The 23,682-nt window shown below is 70.6% G+C and carries 23 protein-coding genes; 13 read left to right on the forward strand and 10 right to left on the reverse strand.

Annotated elements, in window-relative coordinates:
* Positions 1 to 169: 169 nt before the first annotated feature.
* From SVA_RS13535 to SVA_RS13550, 4 genes are all read left to right on the forward strand, one after another.
* Positions 170 to 1,114, forward strand: a complete 945-nt coding sequence (locus tag SVA_RS13535) for a substrate-binding domain-containing protein (protein WP_148665482.1) — start codon at positions 170 to 172, stop codon at positions 1,112 to 1,114.
* Positions 1,114 to 2,670, forward strand: coding sequence for a GGDEF domain-containing protein (locus SVA_RS13540; RefSeq protein WP_096461723.1), 1,557 nt, complete (start codon positions 1,114 to 1,116; stop codon positions 2,668 to 2,670). The genes SVA_RS13535 and SVA_RS13540 overlap by 1 nt, the downstream gene beginning before the upstream one ends.
* Before the next feature lie 149 nt (positions 2,671 to 2,819).
* Positions 2,820 to 5,141, forward strand: a complete 2,322-nt coding sequence (locus tag SVA_RS13545) for a fused MFS/spermidine synthase (protein ID WP_096461724.1) — start codon at positions 2,820 to 2,822, stop codon at positions 5,139 to 5,141.
* 117 nt (positions 5,142 to 5,258) lie between these two features.
* Positions 5,259 to 7,511, forward strand: a complete 2,253-nt coding sequence (locus tag SVA_RS13550; RefSeq protein ID WP_197703204.1) for a putative bifunctional diguanylate cyclase/phosphodiesterase — start codon at positions 5,259 to 5,261, stop codon at positions 7,509 to 7,511.
* Between the two features lie 12 nt (positions 7,512 to 7,523).
* Here the strand turns inward: SVA_RS13550 and SVA_RS13555 are convergent, their stop codons facing one another.
* Together SVA_RS13555 and SVA_RS19820 are read right to left on the reverse strand one after the other, a co-directional pair.
* Entirely contained in the window at positions 7,524 to 8,954 is a 1,431-nt protein-coding gene (locus SVA_RS13555; protein WP_096461726.1) for a hypothetical protein, read from the reverse strand.
* A 64-nt stretch (positions 8,955 to 9,018) separates the two neighbouring features.
* Positions 9,019 to 9,513, reverse strand: coding sequence for a methyltransferase family protein (locus SVA_RS19820; protein ID WP_169924101.1), 495 nt, complete (start codon positions 9,511 to 9,513; stop codon positions 9,019 to 9,021).
* 147 nt (positions 9,514 to 9,660) lie between these two features.
* Here SVA_RS19820 and SVA_RS13565 point away from each other — a divergent pair, with 147 nt between their 5' ends.
* The 9 genes from SVA_RS13565 (at position 9,661) to SVA_RS13605 (ending at position 17,702) form a co-directional block, all read left to right on the forward strand.
* Positions 9,661 to 11,037, forward strand: coding sequence for an amidohydrolase family protein (locus tag SVA_RS13565; protein ID WP_096461727.1), 1,377 nt, complete (start codon positions 9,661 to 9,663; stop codon positions 11,035 to 11,037).
* Positions 11,038 to 11,074: 37 nt separating this feature from the next.
* Positions 11,075 to 11,728: an RnfABCDGE type electron transport complex subunit B gene (locus SVA_RS13570; protein ID WP_096461728.1), complete on the forward strand. Its 654-nt coding sequence runs from the start codon at positions 11,075 to 11,077 to the stop codon at positions 11,726 to 11,728.
* Between the two features lie 120 nt (positions 11,729 to 11,848).
* Complete coding sequence (gene nth / locus SVA_RS13575) at positions 11,849 to 12,529, forward strand: endonuclease III (RefSeq protein WP_096461729.1); 681 nt, start codon at positions 11,849 to 11,851, stop codon at positions 12,527 to 12,529.
* Complete coding sequence (locus SVA_RS13580) at positions 12,526 to 13,632, forward strand: FIST C-terminal domain-containing protein (protein WP_096461730.1); 1,107 nt, start codon at positions 12,526 to 12,528, stop codon at positions 13,630 to 13,632. Before nth ends, SVA_RS13580 begins: the two co-directional genes overlap by 4 nt.
* Positions 13,632 to 14,069: a DUF1841 family protein gene (locus tag SVA_RS13585; RefSeq protein ID WP_096461731.1), complete on the forward strand. Its 438-nt coding sequence runs from the start codon at positions 13,632 to 13,634 to the stop codon at positions 14,067 to 14,069. The genes SVA_RS13580 and SVA_RS13585 overlap by 1 nt, the downstream gene beginning before the upstream one ends.
* A gap of 60 nt (positions 14,070 to 14,129) precedes the next feature.
* Positions 14,130 to 15,125: an arsenosugar biosynthesis radical SAM (seleno)protein ArsS gene (arsS, locus tag SVA_RS13590; protein ID WP_096461732.1), complete on the forward strand. Its 996-nt coding sequence runs from the start codon at positions 14,130 to 14,132 to the stop codon at positions 15,123 to 15,125.
* A 155-nt stretch (positions 15,126 to 15,280) separates the two neighbouring features.
* Positions 15,281 to 15,694 (forward strand): hypothetical protein, encoded by a 414-nt coding sequence (locus tag SVA_RS13595; protein ID WP_096461733.1) that lies wholly within the window; start codon positions 15,281 to 15,283, stop codon positions 15,692 to 15,694.
* Positions 15,695 to 15,704: 10 nt separating this feature from the next.
* A complete protein-coding gene (locus tag SVA_RS13600) occupies positions 15,705 to 16,433 on the forward strand; it encodes a rhodanese-like domain-containing protein (RefSeq protein WP_096461734.1) in 729 nt (242 codons plus the stop codon).
* 252 nt (positions 16,434 to 16,685) lie between these two features.
* Positions 16,686 to 17,702: a hypothetical protein gene (locus SVA_RS13605; RefSeq protein WP_096462960.1), complete on the forward strand. Its 1,017-nt coding sequence runs from the start codon at positions 16,686 to 16,688 to the stop codon at positions 17,700 to 17,702.
* A 77-nt stretch (positions 17,703 to 17,779) separates the two neighbouring features.
* On the opposite strand, the gene SVA_RS13610 is transcribed toward SVA_RS13605, so the two are convergent.
* The 8 genes from SVA_RS13610 to SVA_RS13645 all read right to left on the reverse strand — a co-directional run bounded on the left by SVA_RS13610 (position 17,780) and on the right by SVA_RS13645 (position 23,658).
* Complete coding sequence (locus SVA_RS13610; RefSeq protein ID WP_197703206.1) at positions 17,780 to 18,745, reverse strand: FAD:protein FMN transferase; 966 nt, start codon at positions 18,743 to 18,745, stop codon at positions 17,780 to 17,782.
* A 35-nt stretch (positions 18,746 to 18,780) separates the two neighbouring features.
* A complete protein-coding gene (locus SVA_RS13615; RefSeq protein WP_096461735.1) occupies positions 18,781 to 19,407 on the reverse strand; it encodes a TIGR04282 family arsenosugar biosynthesis glycosyltransferase in 627 nt (208 codons plus the stop codon).
* A gap of 3 nt (positions 19,408 to 19,410) precedes the next feature.
* Positions 19,411 to 20,133 (reverse strand): TIGR04283 family arsenosugar biosynthesis glycosyltransferase, encoded by a 723-nt coding sequence (locus tag SVA_RS13620; RefSeq protein ID WP_096461736.1) that lies wholly within the window; start codon positions 20,131 to 20,133, stop codon positions 19,411 to 19,413.
* Entirely contained in the window at positions 20,130 to 20,384 is a 255-nt protein-coding gene (locus tag SVA_RS13625) for a hypothetical protein (protein WP_197703207.1), read from the reverse strand. The genes SVA_RS13620 and SVA_RS13625 overlap by 4 nt, the downstream gene beginning before the upstream one ends.
* On the reverse strand, positions 20,368 to 20,772 hold the full coding sequence (gene gloA, locus SVA_RS13630) for a lactoylglutathione lyase (RefSeq protein WP_096461737.1): 405 nt from the start codon (positions 20,770 to 20,772) through the stop codon (positions 20,368 to 20,370). The genes SVA_RS13625 and gloA overlap by 17 nt, the downstream gene beginning before the upstream one ends.
* An 83-nt stretch (positions 20,773 to 20,855) precedes the next feature.
* Positions 20,856 to 22,166 carry a diguanylate cyclase domain-containing protein gene (locus tag SVA_RS13635; RefSeq protein ID WP_169924102.1) on the reverse strand — a complete coding sequence of 437 codons (1,311 nt, stop codon included), beginning with the start codon at positions 22,164 to 22,166 and terminating at the stop codon, positions 20,856 to 20,858.
* Between the two features lie 279 nt (positions 22,167 to 22,445).
* The gene (gene ppnP, locus SVA_RS13640) at positions 22,446 to 22,754 is read right to left on the reverse strand and encodes a pyrimidine/purine nucleoside phosphorylase (RefSeq protein WP_096461739.1); all 309 of its coding nucleotides are present in this window, start codon (positions 22,752 to 22,754) and stop codon (positions 22,446 to 22,448) included.
* Between the two features lies 1 nt (position 22,755).
* A complete protein-coding gene (locus tag SVA_RS13645; RefSeq protein ID WP_197703208.1) occupies positions 22,756 to 23,658 on the reverse strand; it encodes a DMT family transporter in 903 nt (300 codons plus the stop codon).
* Positions 23,659 to 23,682: the final 24 nt, after the last annotated feature.

Genomic DNA, 23,682 nt, shown 5'->3' on the forward strand with positions numbered 1-23,682 from the left:
TTACGTAAACACACACCCGGAGCAATGATTTAGCCGTCAGCCGGAGGGCGGCGGAAACGGCTAAGCAGCGAAAGTGCTGATTTTCCGGCGGTTTCGGGATCCCCCCGGGCCGGGGCATGCTTCTTGCTCCCCCGAAGGCTAAAAAGAAGGCCCAGAGGGAGACCCGCTTTTGAAACCCGCGACACTGTCCTTGCGCACGGTCCTGCTGTGCGCGTGCCTGTCCTGCGCGCCCGCATCCCGCGGGGAGGACCGGTCCGTCGAGCACCTCAAGTCGGGGGAGATCTGCCCGACGCCGCTCGTCACGGACGAGGCTCCGGCGCCTCCGGCACCGGCCGGCATAACGACCGTCACCGGCGCCGGCGAGCACTTCACCTGGGTGCTGCTCGACGCCGTGCGGCCCCGGCTCGAGCGCGATTTCAAGATCAACCTGCACCTGATCGGGCGCGAGTCGATGCTCGGCCACGGCTGCAACCACGGCGTGCGCAAGGCGCAGGAGAACCGCCCGGGGAACGAGACGTTCGGCTTCGTGTGCTGCCCCCTCTCGCGTGAGGAGGTGGAGCGCGAACGGCTGACGGTGCACCCGATCGCGCTCGAGCCGCTGCTCATCCTCGTAAACCGCGCCAACCCGGTCTCGGATATACCGGCCGAGAAGGTGCGGGCGATCCTGCGCGGCGAGATCCGCAACTGGAAGGAGGTGGGCGGCGAAGACCGGCCCATCGTGCTGGTCATGCGCCCGCACTGCCCGCAGCGGCCGGGGCACTGGAAGACGATCGTCCCCACGCTCGAGCAGCTGCGAAAGGACCGGATCGACGTGAAGGCCGAGGCCGAGGTCGTGCAGGGCGTGTCCGACTTCGTCGAGGGCATCGGCAACATCGGCTCGACGTGGATCTTCGAGGACCGGCACCAGGTCAAGGTCGTGACGGTCGGCGGCGTCGCGCCGACCGCGGAGAACCTGCGCACCGGCCGCTACCCGTTCTACCAGGAGCAGTCGATCGTCACGCACGGCCCGCTCTCGACGAAGCTCGCGGGGATGATACGCGAGGTGCAGACGGGCCCGGCCTTTCGCGCGGTCATGAAGAAGTACGAGCTCCTGCCGCTCACCGCGGCGCGCTGATGTTCGGGCTGCACACCTACCGCGCCCGGCTGGTCATCTACGTGGGCCTGCTGCTCGCGTTTCTGCTCGGCGTCCTGAGCTTTTCCTATTACTCCAGTCGCGGCGTGATCCGAGGAGAGGCGGAGCGCAACGTGGCGCGCGTCGCGCAGCAGATCGAGGGGCAGATGGCGCGCGAGGCGCGCGACCTGCTCGAGCGGGTCAAGATGGTTCGCGACAACAGCTCGCTCGTCGAATATATCCATGTCGTGCTTTGGCTCGGCACGGACGGCGGCGCGGTGCGCGAGCTCTACCAGCGACAGTTCGGCTGGCTTCCGGTCCACCGGGTCGTGCTGCTCGCCCCCGACGGCAGGCCGCTGCTCGGCGGCGAGCACGCCGACCTCGCCGCCCGGCTGAGCGCGCTGAACCGCGGCGACCCGCCCGACGGCCACTTCTACTTCCGTGGCGCGCGCGGCCTCGAGCTCGTCGCGTACGCGACCGTGCGCTACCGCTCGCAGGTGCTCGGGATCGCGGCGATCACCCGCGCGATCGACCGCGCCTGGCTCCTCGCGGCGCGCGAGGCGGGCGGCGGGCAGTTGTTCCTGGTCGAAGACGGCAGGATCGCGCTCGGCACCGGCGACGCCTCCTTCACGGGGCTCGGTTTCGCGCCCGCCGGGAACGCCATTACGCTGCGCGACGAAGGCTACCTCGTCCGGCCGATCGCCTTCGCCGCATCGCCGGCGGCGCTTCCGACGCTGTGGTTCGGGCTCTCCGACGCGGAGCTGCTGCGCCAGCTCACCGAGCAGCGCAACGTCATCCTCGGCCTCGCCATCGCCGGGAGCCTCGGCATCCTGCTCGTGGGCTTCATGCTGTTGCGCAATTTCAGCGCTCCGCTGACCCGGCTGGTCGGCGTCATGCAGGCGGTGAGCGAGGGCCGGTTTCCGGAGGTCGGTGAGACGAGCGCGCGCGACGAGTTCGGCTACCTGCTGAACCGGTTTTCGGCCATGGTCGCCAGCCTCCGGGAGAAACAGGAGGAGATCCGGCGCGTCCATACGCAGCTGGCCGAGCAGGCGACGACGGACGCCCTCACGGGGTTCTACAACCGCCGCTACCTCTACGAGCTCTACCCGAAGCTCTGGTCCGAGGCGTTGCGCAGCGACCAGCACCTCGTGGTGCTGCTCATCGACCTCGATCTGTTCAAGCAGATCAACGACCGCCACGGCCATATGGCGGGAGACGAGGTCCTGCGCCATTTCGCGCGGGCGCTGCGGGACAGCTGCCGCGTCAGCGACTTCGTGTTCCGGATGGGCGGCGAGGAGTTCCTCGTCCTGAACCACGGTGATCTCGACGGCGCGCAGGTCCAGGCCGAGAAGATCCGGGCGGCGGTCGAGCGCGTGGCGGTGACCCACGAGAAAGGCAGCATCCGCGTCACGGCGAGCATCGGCGTGGCGCGGGCGGAGCGCGTCGACGGACTGAACAGCCTGAGCGCCGTCCTCCGGCGGGCGGACACGGCGCTCTACGCGGCCAAGCAGGCCGGCCGCAACCGCGTGGCCGTCGCGGAGGCGCCTGCGTGCGCCTGATCGCCTGACGGGACGACGCGAGGGATACCGCCGCGGCCCGGCGCCGCATAATATGGTGAGCGACCGGGAGCAGCGTCCGGCACGGAGGCACCCTGACCGCGTTCCTCGCCACGACGTTCCTCAGCGCCTTTCTGCTGTTCCAGGTGCAGATGGTGATCGCGAAGTTCATCCTGCCCTGGTACGGCGGCGTGCCGGCGGTATGGACGACCGCCATGCTGTTCTTCCAGTGCCTGCTCCTCGGCGGCTACGCCTACGCGCACTGGCTCACCGGCCGCACCGGGGCGATGCAGCGGCGCCTGCACCTGCTCCTTCTCGGCGCCTCGCTCGCGGCGCTCCTCGCGGGAGCGCTCGCGTGGGGCTCACCGCTCCTGCCCTCCGCCTCGTGGAAGCCGCTCGGCGACGAGGAACCGGTATGGCATATCGTCGTGCTCCTCGCCGGGTCCGTGGGCGCGCCGTTCTTCGTGCTCTCCGCCACCGCGCCGCTGGTGCAGACCTGGTTCAGCCGCACCCGCGGGAGTCCGCCCTGGCGGCTATACGCGCTCTCGAACCTCGGCTCGCTCCTGGGCCTGCTGACCTACCCGTTCCTCGTGGAGGTGTTCGTGCCGCTGCGACTGCAGGCGACGGCCTGGGCGGTCGGCTACGTTCTTTTCGCCGGGGGGGTCGGCTACATCGCCTTCCGCCACGCGACGGCCGGCGAAACCCCGGCGCGCGTCCGGCCGCGCGGCGCCGCGGAGCCCGTTCCCGGCGCCGGCACGCGCGTCCTCTGGTTCGCGCTCGCCGCGTGCGCCTCGGTCCTCCTCCTCGCCGTCACCAACCAGCTTTCGCAGGAGATCGCGGTCGTGCCGCTGCTCTGGGTACTGCCGCTCTCGCTGTACCTGCTCTCGTTCGTCCTGTGCTTCGACGGCGATCGCTGGTACGCGCGGCCGGTCTACCTCGCGCTGCTCGTGCCCGCGCTCGCGCTCGCGACGCTCGCTCTTCAGCACGGCGTGCACGGCGAGATGCTCTCGCAGCTCGTGCTCTACTCGGGCGCGCTGTTCGTCGCCTGCATGGTGTGCCACGGCGAGCTTGCGCGGCTGAAGCCGGCGCCGCGCCACCTCACGGCCTTCTATCTCACGGTCACGGCCGGCGGGGCGGCCGGCGGCGTGTTCGTCGCACTGATCGCGCCGGCGCTCTTTTCGGGGTACTGGGAGCTGTCGCTCGGCCTGTGGAGCTGCGCGGCCCTCGCGATCGTCGCCCTGTGGCGGGATCCGGTCCCGGCTCCACCCCGCACCGGCAACGCCGCTTCGCATCTCGCGCTGTTCGGAGCCGTGCTGCTCGCGACGCTCGTGTTCTCCGACCTGCTGCGCACGGCCGCGCAGAACGCCATGAGCCATCCGCTCGCGCTCGGCGCCTCGACCGCGGCGGCCCTGGGCGCGGGCCTGCTCTATGCCCAGGCGCGCGGGGCCGCCGCTTTGGGCCCGGGGTTCGCGCGCGCCACCGTGCGCCTCGAGTCCTTGCTGAGCCGGGGTGCGCGCAGCCGGATGCCGGCGCTTTGGGTCGCTCTCGCGGTCTTCGGCGCGATCCACCTCGCCTTCGCCCTCGAGTCGCGCCATCTTCCGATCGCTGCGTCGCGCAACTTCTTCGGCGTGTTCCAGGTGTTCGCCGAAGAGGGCGAGGACGGGGACATCGTCCTCGCGCTGCGCCACGGCCGTACGGTCCACGGCATGCAGTCGCTCGCAGCGCAGCGGCGCGCCGAGCCGAACACCTATTACACCGCGGCGAGCGGGATCGCCCTCGCCTTGCGCCGGCACCCGCGACGACGCGAAGGGCTGCCCCTGCGCATCGGGGTCGTGGGCCTCGGAACCGGGACGCTCGCGGCGTACGGCCGGGCCGGCGATTACCTGCGCTTCTACGAGATCAACCCGGCGGTCGCGAGCCTGGCGGGCGCGCGCGAAGGGGCGCTGTTCACCTTCCTGCGCGACACGCCGGCGGCCGTGAGCGTCGTGCTCGGCGACGCCCGGCTGGCGCTCGAGCGCGAGCTGCGCAAGGGCCGGCCGCAGGGGTTCGACGTGCTCGTGCTCGACGCCTTCAACAGCGGCTCGATCCCCGTGCACCTGCTGACCCGGGAGGCGGTCGCGCTTTACGTCCGGCATCTGGAGCCGGAAAACGGGGTCATCGCCCTGCACGTCAGCAACCGTTACCTGGACCTCCGCCCGCTCGTCGCGGCGCTCGCCGGGGAGCTCGGGCTCTCGCACGCGATCAGTCACCACGACGACCGGGGGCTGTGGAGCAGCACCTGGGCCTTCCTCGCCCGGCGCCCGGAGGCCCTGCCCGTGCCGCCCGGACCCGCCCCGGCGCGCCTGGCGACCGCCTGGCGCGACGACCACAGCAACCTCCTGCCGCTGCTGCGCGGCCGGCCCGCCCCGGGCGGCGCGGCCCAAAGCCTGACCACGCTCGAATCGGAGGCGATCGCCCTCGACCCGGCGCGCTGAGGCGGTCATGCCCCCTTCTGCCGGGGGTCTTTCGTGGACTCCCGCGCGCTCTCTTCTATGCTTGGTCTAAAGGGAGAGACTCGCATGGGGCGGTGCACGGTCCGCCGGAGAACCGCGTTGGACTTTTGCGGCCTGCTGGCCGCGGCCGTGGCGCTTTTTGCCGCCGCTTTCCCCGGGAAGGGCTTCGCCGACGGCGCCGAGCGCGCGGTCCGCGTCGGCGTCTGGGACAACCCGCCCATCGTTTTCCGTGATGCCGCAGGCCGCCACGCGGGCATCGCCATCGACGTGCTCGAGCAGATCGCGCGCGCGGAGGGCTGGGAGCTCGTGTACGAGCACGCACCCTGGGGCGAACTGCTCGAGCGCATGGAACGCGGCGAGATCGATCTGCTCACCGGCATCGGGTACAGCGCCGAGCGCGCCGGCCGCTTCGTGTTCACCGGCGAGAGCCTGATCGGGAACTGGGGCGTGGTGTACAAGGGCCGCGGGCTGCCGATCGCTTCTCCGCTCGACCTCGCGAACCGGCGTGTGGCGTTCATGCGCAACGCCATACACTCGGACGCCTTCGCCGACCTGCTGCGGCGGTTTCAGGTCCGCTTCACCGCCCTGTACACGGACAGTTACGAGGACGCGCTCAAGGCGGTGGCGACGGGCGCGGCGGACGCGGCCGTCGTCAACCGCGTCTTCGGCACGATGCACGCGCACCGCTACGCGGTGGACATCACCGGCATCGTCTTCAACCCGGTCTACGTGCACTACGCCGGCCACGCGGGAACGGCCGGACTCGTCGCGCGCATCGACGGACACCTCGCCCGGCTCAAGGCCCAGCCCGACTCGCCGTATTACGCGTCGCTCGAACGCTGGCTCACCGAGCACGAGGTGCGGGCGCCGACGTGGCTCCCGGCCGCGATCGCCGGCGGCGCCCTGGCCCTGACGCTGGTGGGCGGCGGCGCGTGGCTGCTGCGCATGCAGGTGCAGCGCCGCACGCGCGAGCTCGCGCTGCGCTCGAACGAGCTCGAAGCCGCGATCGAGCAGCGCCGCGAGGCGCAGGAGCGGCTCAAGCACTTCGCGCTCTACGACGCGCTCACGGGCCTCCCCAACCGCGCCTCGTTCCTCGAGCGCTTTCCCGTCTTCGTCGCGGAGCCCGAGCGCCAGAAGAGTCGCGCGGCGGTGCTCTTCATCGACATCGATCATCTCAAGACCGTCAACGAGAGCCTGGGGCACGCGGCGGGCGACGAACTGATCCGTGCGGTCGCAGAACGCCTCCGTGCCTGTCTGCGCGCGAACGACAGCATCTTTCGATTCGGCGGCGACGAGTTTCTGGTCGCGGCGAACCAGATCCATTCCATCGGCGACGCGGAGGCGGTCGCGTCGCGTCTGCTGCGGAGCCTCAAACAGCCGGTGGACATCGCGGGCCGACCGGTGTATGCGTCGGCCAGCATCGGCATCGCCGTCTACCCGGACGACGAAACGACCGTCGAAGGCCTGCTCAAGTGCGCGGACGCGGCGATGTACCACGCGAAGGAACACGGCCGCAACCGATACCAGCTCTACCGCTCCGGCCTGATCGACGCGGTGGTCGAGCGCCTCGACATCGACACCCGCCTGCGGCAGGCGCTCGAGCGCGCCGAGCTCACGCTGCACTACCAGCCGATCGTCGCGCTCGCGGACGGACGCGTCATCGGCACCGAGGCGCTGATACGATGGAACGACCCCGAGCACGGGCTGATGCGCCCCGACGTCTTCATCCCGCACGCGGAGCGCAGCGGCGCGATCGTTCCGGTCGGCGCGTGGGTGCTCTCCGAGGCTTGCCGCCAGGCGATCGCGTGGCACCAGGACAGCCCCGAGCCGCTCAGCGTCTCGGTCAACGTTTCCGCCCGCCAGTTCCAGGAGCCCAACTTCGTGGGCACGGTCGAGCAGGCGCTCGTCGACTCCGGCCTGCCCCCGAGCCGGTTGCAGCTCGAGATTACCGAAGGCCTGCTGCTCGTCGTCAATATCAACGTGGCGGACACGCTGCACGCGCTGAAGCGCCTCGGCGTCAGGCTGTCGATCGACGACTTCGGCACGGGGTACTCGAGCCTCGCCTATCTCAAGCAGCTGCCGATCGACGTGCTCAAGATCGACCGGTCGTTCGTGGCCGGCATCCCGGAACGCATGGACGACGCGCAGATCGCCACGACCATCATCACGATGGCGCACGGGCTCGGCCTGCGGGTCGTGGCGGAAGGCATCGAGACCGAGCGGCAGGTGCACTTCCTGCGCGAGCACGGCTGCGACTACGGACAGGGGTACTTCATCGCGCGCCCGCTGCCGGAGAAGGAAATCGCGCGCTGGTTCCCCAAGGACCACCACTGGCGCGCGGCGCAGAACTGACGAAGCCGCGCCTTACCTCGTCGAGACGGCGCGTATCGCGAGCACGACGCCGCTGCCCTCCTGCCAGGCACCGGCCGGCGGCGGGGCAATCGAGCGGATTCCTCCGCCCTCGACGCTCCCTTTGCGCAGCACGCGACCGTCCCGCGCGTCCTGCCAGCGGTAGACGTAGCGGCCCCCCGGCAGCTTCAGAACCAGGGGCGTGCCCGCGGGCCGCCCCCAGAACCAGGCGATGTAGGCGCGGCCGGGATCGGCCATCATCCGGCTCCCGGCCGCGGGCGCCTGCCTGATCAGGCGGTCGTAGGGCCGGCCGCGGCGGTCGACCGGCGAGAGCTTCCTGAAATCGACCGATTCCGCCGTCTCCCGCAGCACCTGCAGGCGCTTCGCCATGGCGCGCCATTGCGGCGACCCGATGCGCGCGACGTCGTCCTCGTAGGCAGCGAAGTGCCCGCCGCTGAGGAACATCGCCCACGCGTAGCGCGTCGCCCCGTCCAGGTCCTGGTGGAAGTCGAACGGCGCCTCGTTGATCGCGAGGATCCGCCCGCTCCGCAGGAACGGGCGCAGACGCTCCCCGATCTCCTCGGGCGTCGATTCCGGCAGGCGGAAGTTGAGCACGTCGACCGCCGGCTCGTCCGCGTAGTACCGGGCGCCCTTGCCTTTCCCGTCCGCGTCCGCGTGCACCCCGATCGGCCGATCGGTCAGCGCCGCGGCGGCGCGCGCCCAGTGGCGCTGCCACGGGTATATGCGCTCGATCGCGCCGGCCGGGGCGCCCCAGCCCTCGACCGCGAACTCGTTGGCGATCTCGAAGTACACGTTGTCGAAGGCGCCCAGTTCCGAAACGGTTTTCTCGACCAGCGCGCGCTGATAGTCCCGAAGCCGCTTGCCCCGCTCGGCGTAGTCGAGGTCGTAGAACTGCGGATAGAAATGGCCTTCGGCGTTGGTCGTGAACACGCCGTTCACGTTGTGCTCGGCGTTCCAGGCGTTGCGCACATCGGGATCGCCCCACCAGTAGCCGGGCCGGTTCGGGTACGGCGCGAAGACGGTGACCTCGACGAAAATGCGGCGCTTCCGCGCGGCGGCCACCACGTCGCGCACGCGCGCCCAGTACCGCTCGTCGAAGCGCTCCAGGTCGTGGCGCCCGCTCGCGTCGCGTACCCACGGGGTCAGCGCGCCGAAGCGGGTCGTGCCGAACCAGCAGTAGGTCCAGATGCGAACCTTGTTGAGGCGATAGCGCGCAAGCTCGTCGAGCGCGCGTTCGTAGTCGAGGGCGGGATTGCAGGCGAGCTCCTGGACGTCGAAGCCAACGAGGTACACCGGCCTGCCCTCGTAGGCGAACCAGCGGCCGCTGCGATGCAGGCCCGCGCCGGCGATCGCGTCGGCCGACCAGGCGGCCGCGAGCAGCAGTCCGTAAAGCGCAACGAGGTACCCGGCGCGTGCGCGTCCCATCGGCGTGTCCCTGCCCCAAAAGTCCCGTGCCGCACAGGGTCGGGTGACCCGCAACCGGGCGGCGCTAATATAACCAGGGAACGAACTTCGCGACAGCGCGCCGGTACGCGGCGTACTCCGGGTAGGCGGCGAGCAGGCGCGCCTCTTCGCGCGCCGCCTTCCGGTCGAAGAAGAGAAAGACGAGGCCGGCGTACGCGACCCCGCCCGCGCTCAACCACCAGAGCGACCACCCGAGCGTGGCGACGATGAGCCCTGCGTAGATCGGGTGGCGCACGCGCGCGTAGAGGCCGTCGGTACGCAGCCGCGCGCCCGCGCGCGGCGCCGGGAACGGCGTGAGCGCCTCGCCCAGGCGGACGAGGCCGGCGATCGAAAGCCCGACGCCGAACGCGGTCAGCGCGGCGCCGAGCATCGGAAGCCCCGCCGCGGGCGCCCAGCCGCCCGCTCCGGTGGCGACCGGCAGCAGCGCCGCCACGAGCATGACCGGGATCTGCGCGAGCACCCACCACCCGCCGCGCGCGGTGAAGGAACCGGTCCGGCCGTCGCCCGCTGAATCCGCCATCGTGCGTATTGTAGGGGGAACGGCCTCCGCCGTGCTCCACCGGCCCGGCTCGGCGCGAGCATTCCGACGCGAACGCGTGCGTCGTTCCGGCCGGGTGGGGAGAATGCCGCATTGAGATCGACGCGCGGCGCGTGCCAAAGTCGATCCATGCGAGCCGTCCCCGGTCGTCGTGGCGCCATCCTCGCGGCGCTCCTGCTGTTCCTCGCCCCGATCGCGTCGGCCCGCGTCGCGCTGGTCGGCGGCACGGTGATCGACGGTTTTCGGCGCGTGCCTCTCGACGACGCCGTCGTACTCGTCGACGGGGACCGCATCGCCGCGGTCGGTCCCCGGTCGGAGACCCCGATCCCGCCGGACACCGAGATCGTGGAGACGACCGGAAAATATCTGGTCCCGGGGCTCATCGACGCGCACGTCCATCTCTTCCAGTCGGGCGGGCTGTACACGCGGCCCGACGTGATCGATCTGCGCGACCGTCGCTCGTACGAGGACGAGACCGCGATGGTGCGCGCCAAGATCCCGGACACGCTGCGCCGCTACCTGGCGAGCGGCGTCACCTCGGTGCTCGACGCCGGCGGCCCGCGCTGGATTCTCGAAGCGCGCCGGCGCGCCCGCGAGGTCGAGACGACGCCGACGGTGGTCGCCGCCGGACCGCTGCTCGCGACCCATGCGCCGCCGGAGCTGGAGCAGGACGATCCGCCGATCCTGCGCATGCGCTCGGTGGAGCACGCGCGCGAGCTGGTCGCCAGGAACCTCGCGGCGCAGGCGGACCTCATCAAGATCTGGTTCGTTCCCGTGCCGGGCGAGCCGCTCGCGCCGCACGCCGAGCGGCTGCGCGCGGCGATCGACGAAACGCACCGGCGCGGTGCCCGCGTCGCCGTGCACGCCACGCAGCTCGCGCTCGCGCGCCTCGCCGTCGCGGCGGGCGCGGACATCCTCGCGCACGGCATCGAGGACGCGCGCATCGACACCGCCCTCGTGCGCGAGATCGTGGACCGGCGGGTGGTCTACGTGACGACCCTCGCCGTGAAAGAGGGTTACCGCGAGGCGCTGTCGGGAAAGCTCGCCCTCTCGCCGTTCGCGCGGCGCTTCGGCGATCCCGAGGCGATCGCGACACTCGAGGACATCGCCTGGATCCCGGCGAAGCGCCGCGGACCGGCCCCGAAGGGCATCACGCCGGCGATGACGTGGAACCTGCGGCGCCTGCAGGCCGCCGGGGCGATCGTCGCGGCCGGTTCCGACGCGGGCAACATCGGCACGCTGCACGGGCCGGGCCTGCACCGGGAGCTCGAGCTGCTCGTGGCCGCCGGCCTCTCGCCCCTCGAGGCGCTGCGCGCCGCGACGCTCGGCGGAGCCGCCGCGCTCGGCCGGAACGAGCTGCGCCGGGTCGCGCCGGGCCAGGCGGCCGACCTGCTCGTCCTCGACGCGGATCCGCTCGCCGACATCACTCACCTCCAGCGCATCCATCGCGTGATGAAGAGCGGCCGGCTGCACGATCCTTCGGAGCTGGTCCCCGGACGCGACTGAAATTGCCTCGCCGGCCAGGCGCGGGCACACTGGGGGCATGGCTCCGGAGGACCTCGTCGGCCGCATCGACGCCTGCCTGCCGCAGACGCAGTGTACCCGCTGCGGCTACCCGCGCTGCCGCGCCTATGCGGAGGCGGTCGCGCGCGGCGAGGCGGACCTCAACCGCTGCCCGCCGGGCGGGGACTACACGCTCCACTCGCTCGCGCGGCTGCTCGGCGTTCCGCCGAAGCCGCTCGATCCCGGGGTCGGAGCGCCGCGGCCGCGCGTGCGCGCGGCCGTCGACGAGGCGCGCTGCATCGGCTGCCGAAAGTGTCTGGACGTCTGCCCGGTCGACGCCATCGTCGGAAGCCGGCGGCAGATGCACACCGTCATCGCTCCGCTCTGCACCGGCTGCGAGCTCTGCGTGCCGCCCTGCCCCGTCGACTGCATCCTGCTCGTCCCCGCCCCGCCGGCGGCGGCCGCGCCGTGGAACGAGTACGCCCGGGCGGAAGCGGACGAGTGGCGCGAGCGCACCGGGTCGCGGCTCCTGCGCCTCGGTGCGCGCAGGGAGCGGGTCCGGCGTCGAAGCGCGGAGCCGACGCTCGCGGACATTCCGCCGCCCGAGCAGATCCGCCGCGACCTCGAGGCCGCGCTCGAGCGCTCGCGGCAAAGACGCGCGAGCGCACGCCCGCGGGGCACGGCGCCGGAATGACGAGGACGGCGCTCGCGCGAATGTCGAATATTCAATACGCAATGTTGAATTAATGAGGCGAGCGCAGCGCCTACGGCAATTCAACATCAAAGATTCAAGACTCGAGATCGCGTCGATCCCATGAACGCCACCGCCAGGCGGGCCGTCGCCGGCCCCGTCTCCCTGCTTTCGGAAAGCGAGCGCCGCGAGCTGTTTCGCCGGCTGAAGCGCGCGAACCCGGCGCCCACGACCGAGCTCGAATACCGCACGCCCTTCGAGCTGCTGGTCGCCGTCATCCTCTCGGCGCAGGCCACCGACCGCAGCGTCAACAGGGCGACCGCGGAGCTCTTCAGGATCGCGCGCACGCCGGAGGCGATGCTGGCGCTCGGCCTGCGCGGGCTCAAGCGCCATATCAAGAGCATCGGCCTCTACAACACCAAGGCCGCGAACATTCTGAAGACGTCGAAGGTGCTCGCGGACAGGTACGCCGGCGAGGTGCCTCGCACGCGCGAGGAGCTGGAAGCCCTGCCCGGAGTCGGGCGAAAGACGGCGAACGTGATCCTGAACACCGCGTTCGGCGAATCGACGATCGCGGTCGATACGCACATCTTCCGCGTGGCCAACCGCACGGGGCTGGCCCCCGGGCGCCACGTACGCGAGGTCGAGGACCGGCTGATGCAGGCCGTGCCGCGGCCGTACCGGCGGCACGCGCACCACTGGCTGATTCTGCACGGCCGCTACACCTGCACCGCGCGCGTGCCGCACTGCGAACGCTGTGTCATCTATGATTTGTGCAGGTACGGCGATAAAGTAAAAAAATGAGGGCACCGGCCGCGACAGGGTTGAGCTACGGCGGGCGCGCAGAGGCCGAGCACGCGGCGCGCGCGGTCTCCCGGGCGCTCAAGCGGGCACGGCTCGAGCGGGCGGGCGCGGTGCTCCTCTTCCTCACGCCGCACTACGCGGCCAACCCCGGTCCCGCGATCCGCGCGGCCGCGCGCGCCGCCGGCAGCCTGCAGGTCATCGGCGCGACGGCGGCCGGCATACTGACGGAAGAGGAATGGGTGCTGGACAGTCCCGGTGCCGCCGCAATGGTGTTCGCGGCCCCGGTCACGCCGGCCCCCATCGGTCCCGCGCCGCTGGACGACGAGGCGATCATCCTCAGCCTGTGCACGCCCGCCGGGCTCACCGCCGACTGGCTCGACGTGCCCGTGAAGCGCGTCGGCGCGGTCTCCGGCGATCTCTTCGGGCACGGTCCGTTCAAGGTCTGGGCGGGCGGCCGCGAAGCCGAATCCGGCCGCGCGGACGCGATCCTGCTCGGCGTGCGCGGCGTGCTGCGCGCCTCGCAGGGCGTGCGGGCGCTGACGTCCCCGATCGAGGTCGCCGAGGTGCAGGGCTACGACGTGAAGCGCCTCGGCAACTACCCGGCGCTCAACGTGCTCGTGAAGTCCCTGCCCGTCGGCGTGCGCGAGCTGGAACGCATCCCGCTGCACCTCATCATGGGCGGCGTCACGTTCGGCGATCCGCTCACGGCGATCCGCGAGGGCCGCTACCGGCTGAACCACATCGTCGCGGCGAATCTCGGCGACCAGTCGATCACGCTCTCGCACCCGCTGAGCCGCGGCGAGCGGCTCTTCTGGGCGATGCGCGACGCGCTCACCGCCGAGCGCGACATGCGTCAGACCATCGAGGACGCGGCGCGTGCGCTCGGCGACGCGCCGAGCTTCGCGCTGCTCTTCCCGTGCATGGGACGCGGCCCGCACTTCTACGGCAACCGGGACCGCGACCTCGAGCTCCTCACCGCGCGCTTCCCCGGACTGCCCGTGATCGGCATGTACGGGAACGGGGAGATCGGTCCGCTCGACGACGCCAACCACCTGTACCAGTACTCGGCGGTACTCGGGCTGTTCCGCACCCAGGCGGCGTGATGTACGGAACGGACCGCGCGGGGCTGCGCGAGGTGTTCTTCCGGGCCTGGCGCCGGCACCGCGCGAACGAGCCGCTGGAAGGGGTGGAGCGGCTCGTGGTCGACGTGGCCCTGCGGCACCCCGAGTACCACCGTTTCCTCGATCACCCCGAGGCGCACGCCGATCGCGACTTTCCGGCCGGGCTCGGGGAGACGAACCCGTTCATGCACCTCGCCATGCACCTCGCGATCGAGGAAGGCCTCGCCATCGACCAGCCGCGCGGGATGCGCGAGCGATACCGGACGCTCCGGCAGAAGCTCCCCGACGACCACGCCGTGCAGCACGCGATCATGGACTGCCTCGCCGAGATGCTCTGGCGCGCGCAGCGCGCGGGGACGCCGCCGGAAGACGCCGGGTTCCTCGACTGCCTCGAGCGGCTGGAGCGCGGCGTACGCTGATGCGCCGGCGTCGCGGGCGCGCGTGTTTCCGGTCGCCGCGCGGGGTAGGATAATCGTCCGATGGCGACCCGCGCGATTCCGATCACCGAACTGCGCTCGCCGCGCGGCTTCCGCGCGGTGCTGTCCCGCCACGGCGAGGGCGCGCTCCTGCGTGCGCCCCTGAGCGAGCTGCAGGTCAATGTCGGACGCCTGTGCAACCAGGCGTGCTCGCACTGCCACGTCGACGCCGGACCGAAGCGCACCGAAGTCATGACGTGGGAGACGATGGCGCGCATCCTCGACTGGGCGCGACGCTCGGGGATCCGGCAGGTCGACATCACCGGCGGCGCGCCGGAGACGAACCCCGAATTCCGGCGCTTCGTCGACGGCTTCCTGGCGCTCGGCTGCGCGGTCACCTCGCGCTGCAACCTCACGATCCTCACCGAGCCGGGGCAGGAGGACCTCGCGACCTGGTACGCCGCGCGGGGCGTGCGCCTCGTCGGCTCGCTGCCCTGCTACACGCGCGACAACGTCGACGCGCAGCGCGGCAAGGGCGTGTTCGACAAGAGCATCCGCGCCCTGCGCGCCCTGAACGACGCCGGCTACGCCCGCGAGCCCCGCCTCGCGCTCGACCTGGTGTACAACCCCGGCGGCGCGTACCTGCCGGGAGACCAGCGAAAGCTCGAGGCGGACTACAAGCGCCGGCTGGCAGACGAGTTCGGGATCGTGTTCAACCGCCTGCTCACCCTCGCCAACCTCCCCATCAACCGCTTCGCGCACTACCTCGAACGCACCGGCGAGTACGGGCGCTACATGGCGCTCCTCGAAGAGAGCTTCAACCCGGCCACGCTTCCGGGCCTCATGTGCCGGCACCTGCTTTCGGTCGACTGGCTCGGACGCGTGTACGACTGCGACTTCAACCAGATGCTGGACCTGCCGCTCGCCGCCCGGCCGCACCGATACCTCTGGGACGTCGACGCGTCGTCGCTCGCCGGACAGCCGATCGCCACGGACGTGCACTGCCTCGGTTGCACGGCCGGCGCGGGCAGCAGCTGCGGCGGCGCCCTCGTCGACTGATTCCAGATCCCGGCGCCTGTTGACGGCCGTCAACGGGAAAACGATTTTCCCTCTTGTTCATGATCACCTGATCGGATAGCGCGCACGCTTCTTGCTACATCTGTAGGGAGGCGCCGAGAACGGCCCGGCGCCCGATTCACAGCGAGGACTGCGTCATGATCCGATCCCCCCATCTCATCCGGCGAGGTGTCGTCGCGCTGCTGGCCTCCCTGGCGCTCGGCGCCGTGATCGCCGGCGCGCCGCCCCCGGCGGAGGCAGACGATTACCTGAGCGCCATCAACGCGGAAGGCGACCGGCTGGAGTCCCTCGGCAAGGCACGCCGCGAGCGCGAGCTGCTCGAACGGCGCGTGAGCCAGCCGGCGGCCGCGACCCCGGTGGCCGCCGATCAGGCGCAGTTCGAGCGGGAGCTCAACGCGGAGTTTCCGGCGAGCTACGCGCTCTACTCCATGATGGGCGCCGACGACCGAACGAAGGTCTACGCCGAATACCGGGAGTCGCGCTCCGGGGGAGCCGCCCGTTTCTTCCCCGTGCTGAACCGCATCATCGCGCTTTCGACCAAGAACCGTTGAGGAACGCTTCATGAAAAAGATCCTGCTCACCAGCCTGCTGCTCGGCTCCTCTCTCGGCGCCGCGCCCGCCCCGGCCAAGGACGTCAACATCACCGAGTACCTGCCGGAAGTCACGTTCTTCGCCCAGGGCAAGAAGTACACGATCGAACGCGTGCAGGACCCGGAGCACGAGCTCAGCGGGGGCTTCGCGAAGACCTCGCGCAAGTGCCCGCCCTTTTGCGTGCACCCGATGCAGATCGCGCCCGGGGTCAACACCGTGGCCGAGCTCGAGCTGCTCGAGTTCGCCAAGAACAAGCTGGAAAAAGGCAACGGCGTCCTGGTCGACGCCCGCACGCCGTCCTGGTACCAGAAGGGCACCATCCCCGGGTCGATCAACATCCCGTTCACGGTGTTCGACCTGAGGGAAACCGATCCGGAGCTCGTGAAGACCCTGGAGCTCCTCGGCGTCCGCAAGGGCCAGTCGGTCAACTACGCGGACATGGAGCACCGGGCGATGGACGAGCTGGGCGAGGCAAAGCGGGCGTTCCCCTACGACTTCTCGCGCGCGAAGGACGTGCTCCTCTTCTGCAACGGCCCCTGGTGCGACCAGTCGCCCCGCGCGATCCGCGCGCTGGTGAAGCTCGGTTACCCCACGAACAAAATCTACTACTACCGCGGCGGCATGCAGGTGTGGCTCCTGCTCGGCTTCAACGCCTACGTGCCCGACGCCCCGCCGGTCAAAACCGCCGAAAAGCGCTAGTCCGACGCCCGCCCTCTCCCCCGCGCCGGGGAGAGGGCGGACGGGGGCACGGCCAGACGCCGCGCTCCAACGCCCGCCTCGCCTTCTCCCGCCGGCTCGCGCGTTCGCCTCCCGCTGTCTATAAAGAGAGGAAACACCGACGGATCACGCCGCGCCGCGCGAACGGCGACGCGCCGGCGCGCGCCGGGTGCGCCGGCCCGCCGACCGTGCCCACCGGTGAACGACCGCAACGAGGAGCAGAACGTCATGTCCATGGCGAACGAGGATCTCAAGAAGAAGCCCGCCATCAAGCAGCCGCCGGTGCTGTTCGAAAAGACCCAGGCCATCATCGAGAAGATCCAGAACGTGCTGGACGGCACCCTGATCGCCTACTGGAACAATCCCCGGGGATCGGTCTGCCAGGACGACGTGGTCGCCCTTTACGAGCTGCTGGAAGGCCTCGGGAAACGCGACCGGATCTTTCTTTTCATCAAGTCGAACGGCGGCACGGGCCGCGCCTCGCTGCGCATCGTCAACCTGATCCGCCAGTACTGCCGGGAGCTGGTCGCGCTCATTCCGATCGAGTGCGCCTCGGCGGCCACCATGATGGCCCTGGGCTGCAACGAGATCCGGATGGGTCCCATGGCGTACCTGACCTCCGTCGACACCTCGCTGACCCACGATCTCTCCCCCATCGATCGCGACAACGACCGCGTCAGCGTCAGCCTGGACGAGCTGATGCGCGTCGTGCGGCTGTGGCGCAGCGAGAAAGGCAGCGAGGAATCGAACCCGTACCACGCCCTCTTCCAGTACGTCCACCCACTCGTGATCGGCGCCGTCGACCGTGCCGAGTCGCTGTCGATCATGCTCTGCCGGGAGCTGCTCTCCTACCACATCGACGACCAGGCGAGGGCCGAGCAGATCGCCAACACGCTCAACGCCAAGTATCCGTCGCACAACTACCCGATCCTCTTCGAGGAAGCGCGCAAGATCGGCCTGAACGCGACCCAGATGGAGAAGGAAACCAACTCCCTGCTGCTCGATCTCAACGAGCTTTACAGCGAAATGGGACAGAAGGCGACGACGGACTTCGACGAGATTCGCGCGCACGGCAACGAGATCCTGAACATACTCGAGACCCCGGGCGCGCAGATCTACTACCAGCAGGACAAGGACTGGTTCTACCGTACCGAAGAGCGGCGCTGGATCACCATGAACGACAACAGCAGCTGGCGGAAGATCGTGAAGAAGGACGGCAAGATGCGCATGTCCGTCCTGCACATCGCCTGAGGCGCCAAGGCGCGCCCGACAGCCGGGGACGGACGCACCGGAGGCGACCTCGGCCCGGCGGCGCGTCGCGCCCCCGGTCAGCGATCTCGACCCTCGATCGCCTTGCGCAGCCCTTCCGTGAACCTCAGCCGCCCGCTGTCGTCGATCAGCAGCGCGTCGACGCCCGGCATCCGTTCCACCAGCCGCATTCCCCGCTCCGCGCCCAGCACGAACACGCTCGTCGACAGCGCGTCGGTCGTGGTGCTGTCCGGTCCGAGTATGCTCACGCTGCGCAGGCCTCGCGCCGACTTCCCGGTCTTCGGGTCGAGGATATGGTGATAGCGCACGCCGTCCCGTTCGAAGTACCGCTCGTAGTCGCCCGAGGTGGAGATCGCGGCGTTGACGAGCGGCAGGACCGCGACCACGTCCTCGCGGCGGCGCGGATCGCGGATGCCGATCATCCACGGGCGTCCCCGGTGATCGCCGAGCACGCGGCTGTCGCCGCCCGCCGTGACGATGGCGGCGGCGACGCCGCGCCCGGCGAGCAGCGCGATGCTCCGGTCGACCGCATGGCCCTTGGCGATGCCGCCGAGGTCGATACGGACGCCCGCGCGCGCGTAACGCACGGTGGTCGTGGCCGCGTCGAGCACGACGTGGCGATAGTCGATCGCGTCCAGTCGCCGCGCGATCTCCTCCTCGCTCGGCGCGACGCCGCGCGGGTAGTCGTAGAGGTACCCGACGCTCGAGTAGGTGACGTCGAACGCGCCGCCGGTGAGCCGCGAGAACTCGAGCGCGCGGGTGATGAGATCGAAAAGCTCGCGGCTCACGCGCACCGGGCCGCGGGCCGCCTCGCGGTTCAGGCGCGACAGCTCGCTCTCGGGCTTGTACGTGCTCATGAGGCGATCGATGCGCCGCATCTCCTCCATCACCGCGGCGATTCCCGCGCGGCCCGCGTCCGGGTCCTCGTGCCACAGCTCGACGCGCACCTCGGTCCCCATGATCGCTTCGTGCCCGCTCAGCCATTCGGCGAGCGCGGGCCGCGCCGCGGGCAGCACGAGCGCCACGGCGAGCGCGAAAGAGGATGCGACGCGCGGTCGGATCAAAGGAAGCGCATCAACGGCTCGTATCCCCGGCCGATGAGCCAGAGGTCCGCGGCGGTGTCGATGTCGCGCAGGCGGGAGAGCAACTCGAAGTGGAGACCGATCGCGGCCGCGCGCGCGAGCGTCTCCTCGAGGACGGTCGCGCCGCCCCACGGCATGCGGGCGAACAGCGCGTCGTGCGCCTCGGTCAGCCCGATGAGATAGTAGCCGCCGTCCTCGGTGGGACCCAGCACGTTGCGCCCCTTGGCCAGGTGCGCGTTCGCCTCGTCGAGCACGTCCCAACGGCAGTGGGGCACGTCGGAGCCGAGCACGGCGGCCGCGCCGTGGCGCTCGATGCCGAAACGCAGCGCCGCGAGCATCCGCGCGCCGAGATCGGCGCCCGTCTGGTCGAGGAGCCGCAGCCGGAAGTCGCGCGCGAGCTCCTCGAACAGCGGGTGGTCGGTGTCGGGCGCGCCGCAGAGGTAGATATCGCCGGGCCAGCTCGAGACGGCGAGGCCGACCGTTTCGCGGATCATCACCTCCGCGATTGCCGCCGCCTGCTCGGGCGAGTAATCGGGAAGAAGGCGGGTCTTCGTCTGCCCGGGCAATGGCTGCTTCGCGAAAATCATCAGCGCCGGCTGGGGCATGGCCTACTTATACCATTGGGCCAGCCGCCCGGGGGAGACGCCGATTCCGTAGAGGCCGCGCAGTAGCCACATCCTGACCACGGTCCGGGCGACGCCGTCGCGCTCCCAGCGCCGGCTCGACGCCACGACCCGGTCGCGCAGCCGCGCCGGCCGCTCCACCCACTTGAGGCGCGTCGAGAGCGCGATATCCTCCATGAGCGGGATGGCCGGAAAACCGCCGAGCATCCGAAAGACGTCGCGCCGCACGAAGATCGCCTGGTCCCCCGTCGCTATGCCCGTGACGGCGGAGCGCCAATTCATCAGCCACTCGATCGCCCGGAAGACCGCAGCGCCGCCCGACAGGCGCACGTCGAAGCGCCCCCACGCCCGCCCGCCGGCGACGACCTCGCGGACTCGCGCGAGGGCGCCGGGCGGCAACCGCGTATCCGCATGCAGGAAGAGCAGCACGTCGGCCCCCGCCGCGCGGGCGCCGCGGTTCATCTGCGCGGCGCGTCCACGCGGCGCGGACAGGCGCCGGGGCGGCAGCGGGCCGATTCCGATCTTCGCCGTCCGGGCATCGAGCGCGGCGCCGGTCACGGCGTCGCCCGCGACCTCGACCAGGATGAGCTCGTCGGGGATATTGTCGCCGGAAAGGGAATCGAGCGCGGCGGGCTCGCTCTCCCGCCACAACGGCACGATGACCGCGATCGACGGCCGGCGCCCCGGCCTCTCGCCGGGCGGACTCAATGGGTCGGGTGCGAGGCGGCGCGCCCGCGGCGCGCGAGCTTGAGCACGAGCAGCACCGGAAGCGCCGCGTGCATGAGGAGATCGAAGATGTCGAGCGGGCGCGAGAGCTGCCCCGCGGCGAGCATCTTGATCTTCTGCCAGACGTGCGGCTCCGGCGTGAAGGGCGCAAGGCCCAGGAACAGGGCGCCGATCGCGAGCGGGATCAGCGGAACGCTGTCCAGCCACGCGAGCAGCTCACGCGGCGGCGCCACCCTGCGTTCCTTTCTGGATCAGCTCGATCTTGTACCCGTCGGGATCCTGGACGAACGCGATCACGCTGGTCCCGTGCTTCATCGGCCCGGCCTCGCGGACGACGTTGCCGCCCCGGCGCTTGATCTCCTCGCAGGCCGCGTACGCGTCGTCGACCTCGACGGCGATATGCCCGAAGGCGTTACCCATGTCGTACTTCTCCGTTCCCCAGTTGTAGGTGAGCTCGATGACGGCGTGCTCGGCCTCCGACCCGTATCCCACGAACGCGAGCGTGAACTTGCCGTCCGGATACTCCTTACGGCGCAGCAGCTTCATGCCCAGAACCTCGGTGTAGAAGCGCAGCGAGCGCTCGAGATCGCCCACCCGTATCATCGTATGCAGAACGCGCATGACACCCCCCGATGCAGGCGCGGGAGAGTACTCCGGATGGCGGGGGACTTCAAACCGGCGAGAGCCGCGCCGGCGCCCGGCGGCTAGTGCTGCGCCAGCTGTCCCGGATCGAGCGTGTGGGTATAAAGAACGTAGTCGAGCCGGCGGCGCTTGGCGCTGTACATCGCGACGTCGGCGCGCCGCATCAGGAGGCTCGGGTCCGTGCCGTCCTGCGGATAGCGCGCGACGCCGATGCTCGCGCCGACGGACACCGTGCGTGCGCCGATGCGGACCGGATGCTCGAACACCGCCGGCACCCGATCGAAGGCGCGGGTCGCGCTGGCGAGATCGCCGGCGCCGGGCAGCAGCAGCGCGAACTCGTCGCCGCCGAGGCGCGCGACCGTGGCCGAAGGCTCGACGGCCGTGCGCAGACGAACGGCGATCTGCTGCAGGGCGAGGTCGCCGGCATGATGACCGAGCGTGTCGTTGATCTCCTTGAATCCGTTGAAATCGAGGATGGCGAGCGCGAAACCCCTCCCCGACCGGCGCGCCTCCTCGATCGTCTCCGCGAGGCGGGCATGGAACAGCGCGCGGTTGGGAAGCGACGTCAGCGGATCGTACAGGGCCTGGCGCTCGATCTTGCGGTACGCCTGCTCCAGCTCCTCGGTGCGCTGCTCCACCCGGCGCTCCAGGTCCTGGTTCAGCGCGATGAGCTCGGCCTCCGCGCGCATCCGCTCGCGAAACGCCTGCTTGAGCATGTTCGACATGCCGTTGAAGGCGCGCGCCGTCTCGGCGAGCTCGTCGTTGCCGCGCACCTCCACCTCGTAGCCCGGCTCGCCGCCGGCGATGCGCTGCGCACCCACCTTGATCGCGTCGAGCGCGTGGGTGAGATAGATCACGAGCATGTACGAAAACGCCACGACCAGCATGACCTCGAGCGCCGCGATCGTGACGGTCTTTCGGCTGGCCTCGAGCAGCACGGTCCGCAGCCCGTCGGTGGCAAAACCGAGCTCGATGCGCCCGAAGCGCACGCCCGACTCGCCGATGTCGGCGAACGTGTGGAACACGCCGTCGCGCATCTCTTCCGGCCGCGGGTCCGGCAGGGCGGTCGGCGTAGGCGCGACCGGCGACCCCGCCTGGGCGAGGACGCGGCCGGCCGAATCCCGCACCCGCGCGTACAGCGCACCCGTATGCTCAATGGCGGTGCGGAGGACGTGGTCGAGCGCGGCGGCATCCTGCGCGAGCACGGCGGTGCGCGTGGTGGCCGCGAGCAGCGTCGCGGTGGTGTGCGCGCGCGCCGTGAATTCGGCGACGTTCGAGTTCTTGAGCAGCTGCAGGCTGTAGAAGACGAGCAGGAAGAGCAGGACGGATTCGATCAGGGCGACGCCGACGATCGTCTTCAGCCGGAACGACAAGCCGGCGCCCTCAGCGCGCGCCGCCGCGGCCGCGACCGGCCGCCGTCGGTGTCCGACTCGGGTCCGCGCGGATCGTTCGCGTCGTCTCGAGGTTCGGGCCGCGGATGGGGCCCGTCGCCACGGAGTCTCCCCGCTCCACTGCCGTCCTCCTTTTCGTCGGGATACGAATGAGTATAACGAGGGGTCGCGACGCGCACGGTTCGCCGGTCGAACCGATTCCGCCGCCCGGCGCCCGCCATGCGGGAATGGCCCCGACGCCATCGGGGGCGGGATGAGGTATCAGTCGAAGTGGCAGACGTAATCGAGAAAATCGACGACCTCGATCTCGAAATGCGAGTGGCCGGGGATCGAGAACGTCTCTCCCTCCTGATAGTCGGTCCAGCCGCTGTCCTCGGCGCGCTTCACCCGGCAGTGGCCTTGCGTGATGTCGATGCGCTCGGGCGCCTCGGTACTGAACCGGTATACGCCGGGCAGCATCACCCCGAGCGTTTTCATTTCGCCGTCGGGGGTGATCACCGTGCGGCTCGTCACCTTGCCGCCGTGATAGACGTTCGCCTTCTTCCGGACTTCGACGTTCCTGAAGCTCATGTCACCTCCCGCCCAGGCTTGCGTTGCGCGCGGTCGCGATGCCGGACAGCACCAGCGCGGCCCCCGCGAGCTGCCACGCGCCGAGCGGCTCGTCGAGGATGAGAAACGCGAAGAGCGCGGCGGCCACCGGCTGCCACAGCAGGCTCACGGCGCCGAACGCGGCCGGCAAGTGCGCGAGCGCGTACGCGATGAGCCCCTGCCCCGCGGCGTGCGACACGAAGGCGAGGCCGGACAGCACGAGCCACCCGCGCGTCGTCGCGGGAACGAGATTCTCGCCGGAGAGCAGGGCGAGCGGCAACAGCGCCGCCGCGCTCGCCGCGCTGGTGACGAACATCACGATCGCCGTCGCGTAACGGCTGCGGCTGCGCGCGACGAGCGTGAGGTAGCCGGCATAGAAGACGGCGGTGAGCAGCCCGAGGGCATCGCCGCCGAGTCGCCGCGTATCGAGCGTGAGGCTGTGGGCCATGAGCACGGCCGCCCCGCCGAACGCCAGCAGGAAGCCAAGCGCCAGGCCCGACCGGACGCGCTCGCGCCACCAGAGCCAGCCGGCGGCGGCGACGAAGACCGGCGCGAAGTTGGCCAGCAGCGTCGCGTTCGCGACCGAAGTGATGCCGATGGCGCGGTGCCACACGGCGAGGTCCGCGGCGAAGAAAAGGCCGGCGGCGAAAAGCGCGTGCATCCCGCGGCCGGGGATGCCGCCGGCGGCCGGTCCCGCGACCCTCGCCCAGGACAGCCACAGGGCGAGGACGGGCAGGGAGAGAAACTGCCGGTGAAACGCGGTCGCGGTCGGCCCGAGCTCGGACAGCCGGACGAAGATCGGAGCGAGGCCGATCGCGGTGGCGCCGGCGAGCAGCGCGGCGAGGGGAAACCGCCCCCGCCGCTCGACCATGCCGGCGTCACTCACAGGCTTGCGACGGCGGCGTCGGCC

It is taken from the genome of Sulfurifustis variabilis (assembly GCF_002355415.1).
Classification (GTDB): Bacteria; Pseudomonadota; Gammaproteobacteria; order Acidiferrobacterales; family Sulfurifustaceae; genus Sulfurifustis; species Sulfurifustis variabilis.

Bases quoted from the DNA above. Each gene is read 5' to 3' on its own strand.
- SVA_RS13570 (WP_096461728.1), top strand. From the start codon at position 11,075: ATGGCTCCGGAGGACCTCGTCGGCCGCATCGACGCCTGCCTGCCGCAG.
- arsS (WP_096461732.1), top strand. From the start codon at position 14,130: ATGGCGACCCGCGCGATTCCGATCACCGAACTGCGCTCGCCGCGCGGC.
- SVA_RS13580 (WP_096461730.1), top strand. From the start codon at position 12,526: ATGAGGGCACCGGCCGCGACAGGGTTGAGCTACGGCGGGCGCGCAGAG.
- SVA_RS13545 (WP_096461724.1), top strand. From the start codon at position 2,820: ATGGTGATCGCGAAGTTCATCCTGCCCTGGTACGGCGGCGTGCCGGCG.
- SVA_RS13555 (WP_096461726.1), bottom strand. From the start codon at position 8,954: ATGGGACGCGCACGCGCCGGGTACCTCGTTGCGCTTTACGGACTGCTG.
- nth (WP_096461729.1), top strand. From the start codon at position 11,849: ATGAACGCCACCGCCAGGCGGGCCGTCGCCGGCCCCGTCTCCCTGCTT.
- ppnP (WP_096461739.1), bottom strand. From the start codon at position 22,754: ATGAGCTTCAGGAACGTCGAAGTCCGGAAGAAGGCGAACGTCTATCAC.
- SVA_RS13565 (WP_096461727.1), top strand. From the start codon at position 9,661: ATGCGAGCCGTCCCCGGTCGTCGTGGCGCCATCCTCGCGGCGCTCCTG.
- SVA_RS13595 (WP_096461733.1), top strand. From the start codon at position 15,281: ATGATCCGATCCCCCCATCTCATCCGGCGAGGTGTCGTCGCGCTGCTG.
- gloA (WP_096461737.1), bottom strand. From the start codon at position 20,772: ATGCGCGTTCTGCATACGATGATACGGGTGGGCGATCTCGAGCGCTCG.
- SVA_RS13540 (WP_096461723.1), top strand. From the start codon at position 1,114: ATGTTCGGGCTGCACACCTACCGCGCCCGGCTGGTCATCTACGTGGGC.
- SVA_RS13600 (WP_096461734.1), top strand. From the start codon at position 15,705: ATGAAAAAGATCCTGCTCACCAGCCTGCTGCTCGGCTCCTCTCTCGGC.
- SVA_RS13605 (WP_096462960.1), top strand. From the start codon at position 16,686: ATGGCGAACGAGGATCTCAAGAAGAAGCCCGCCATCAAGCAGCCGCCG.
- SVA_RS13585 (WP_096461731.1), top strand. From the start codon at position 13,632: ATGTACGGAACGGACCGCGCGGGGCTGCGCGAGGTGTTCTTCCGGGCC.
- SVA_RS13615 (WP_096461735.1), bottom strand. From the start codon at position 19,407: ATGCCCCAGCCGGCGCTGATGATTTTCGCGAAGCAGCCATTGCCCGGG.
- SVA_RS19820 (WP_169924101.1), bottom strand. From the start codon at position 9,513: ATGGCGGATTCAGCGGGCGACGGCCGGACCGGTTCCTTCACCGCGCGC.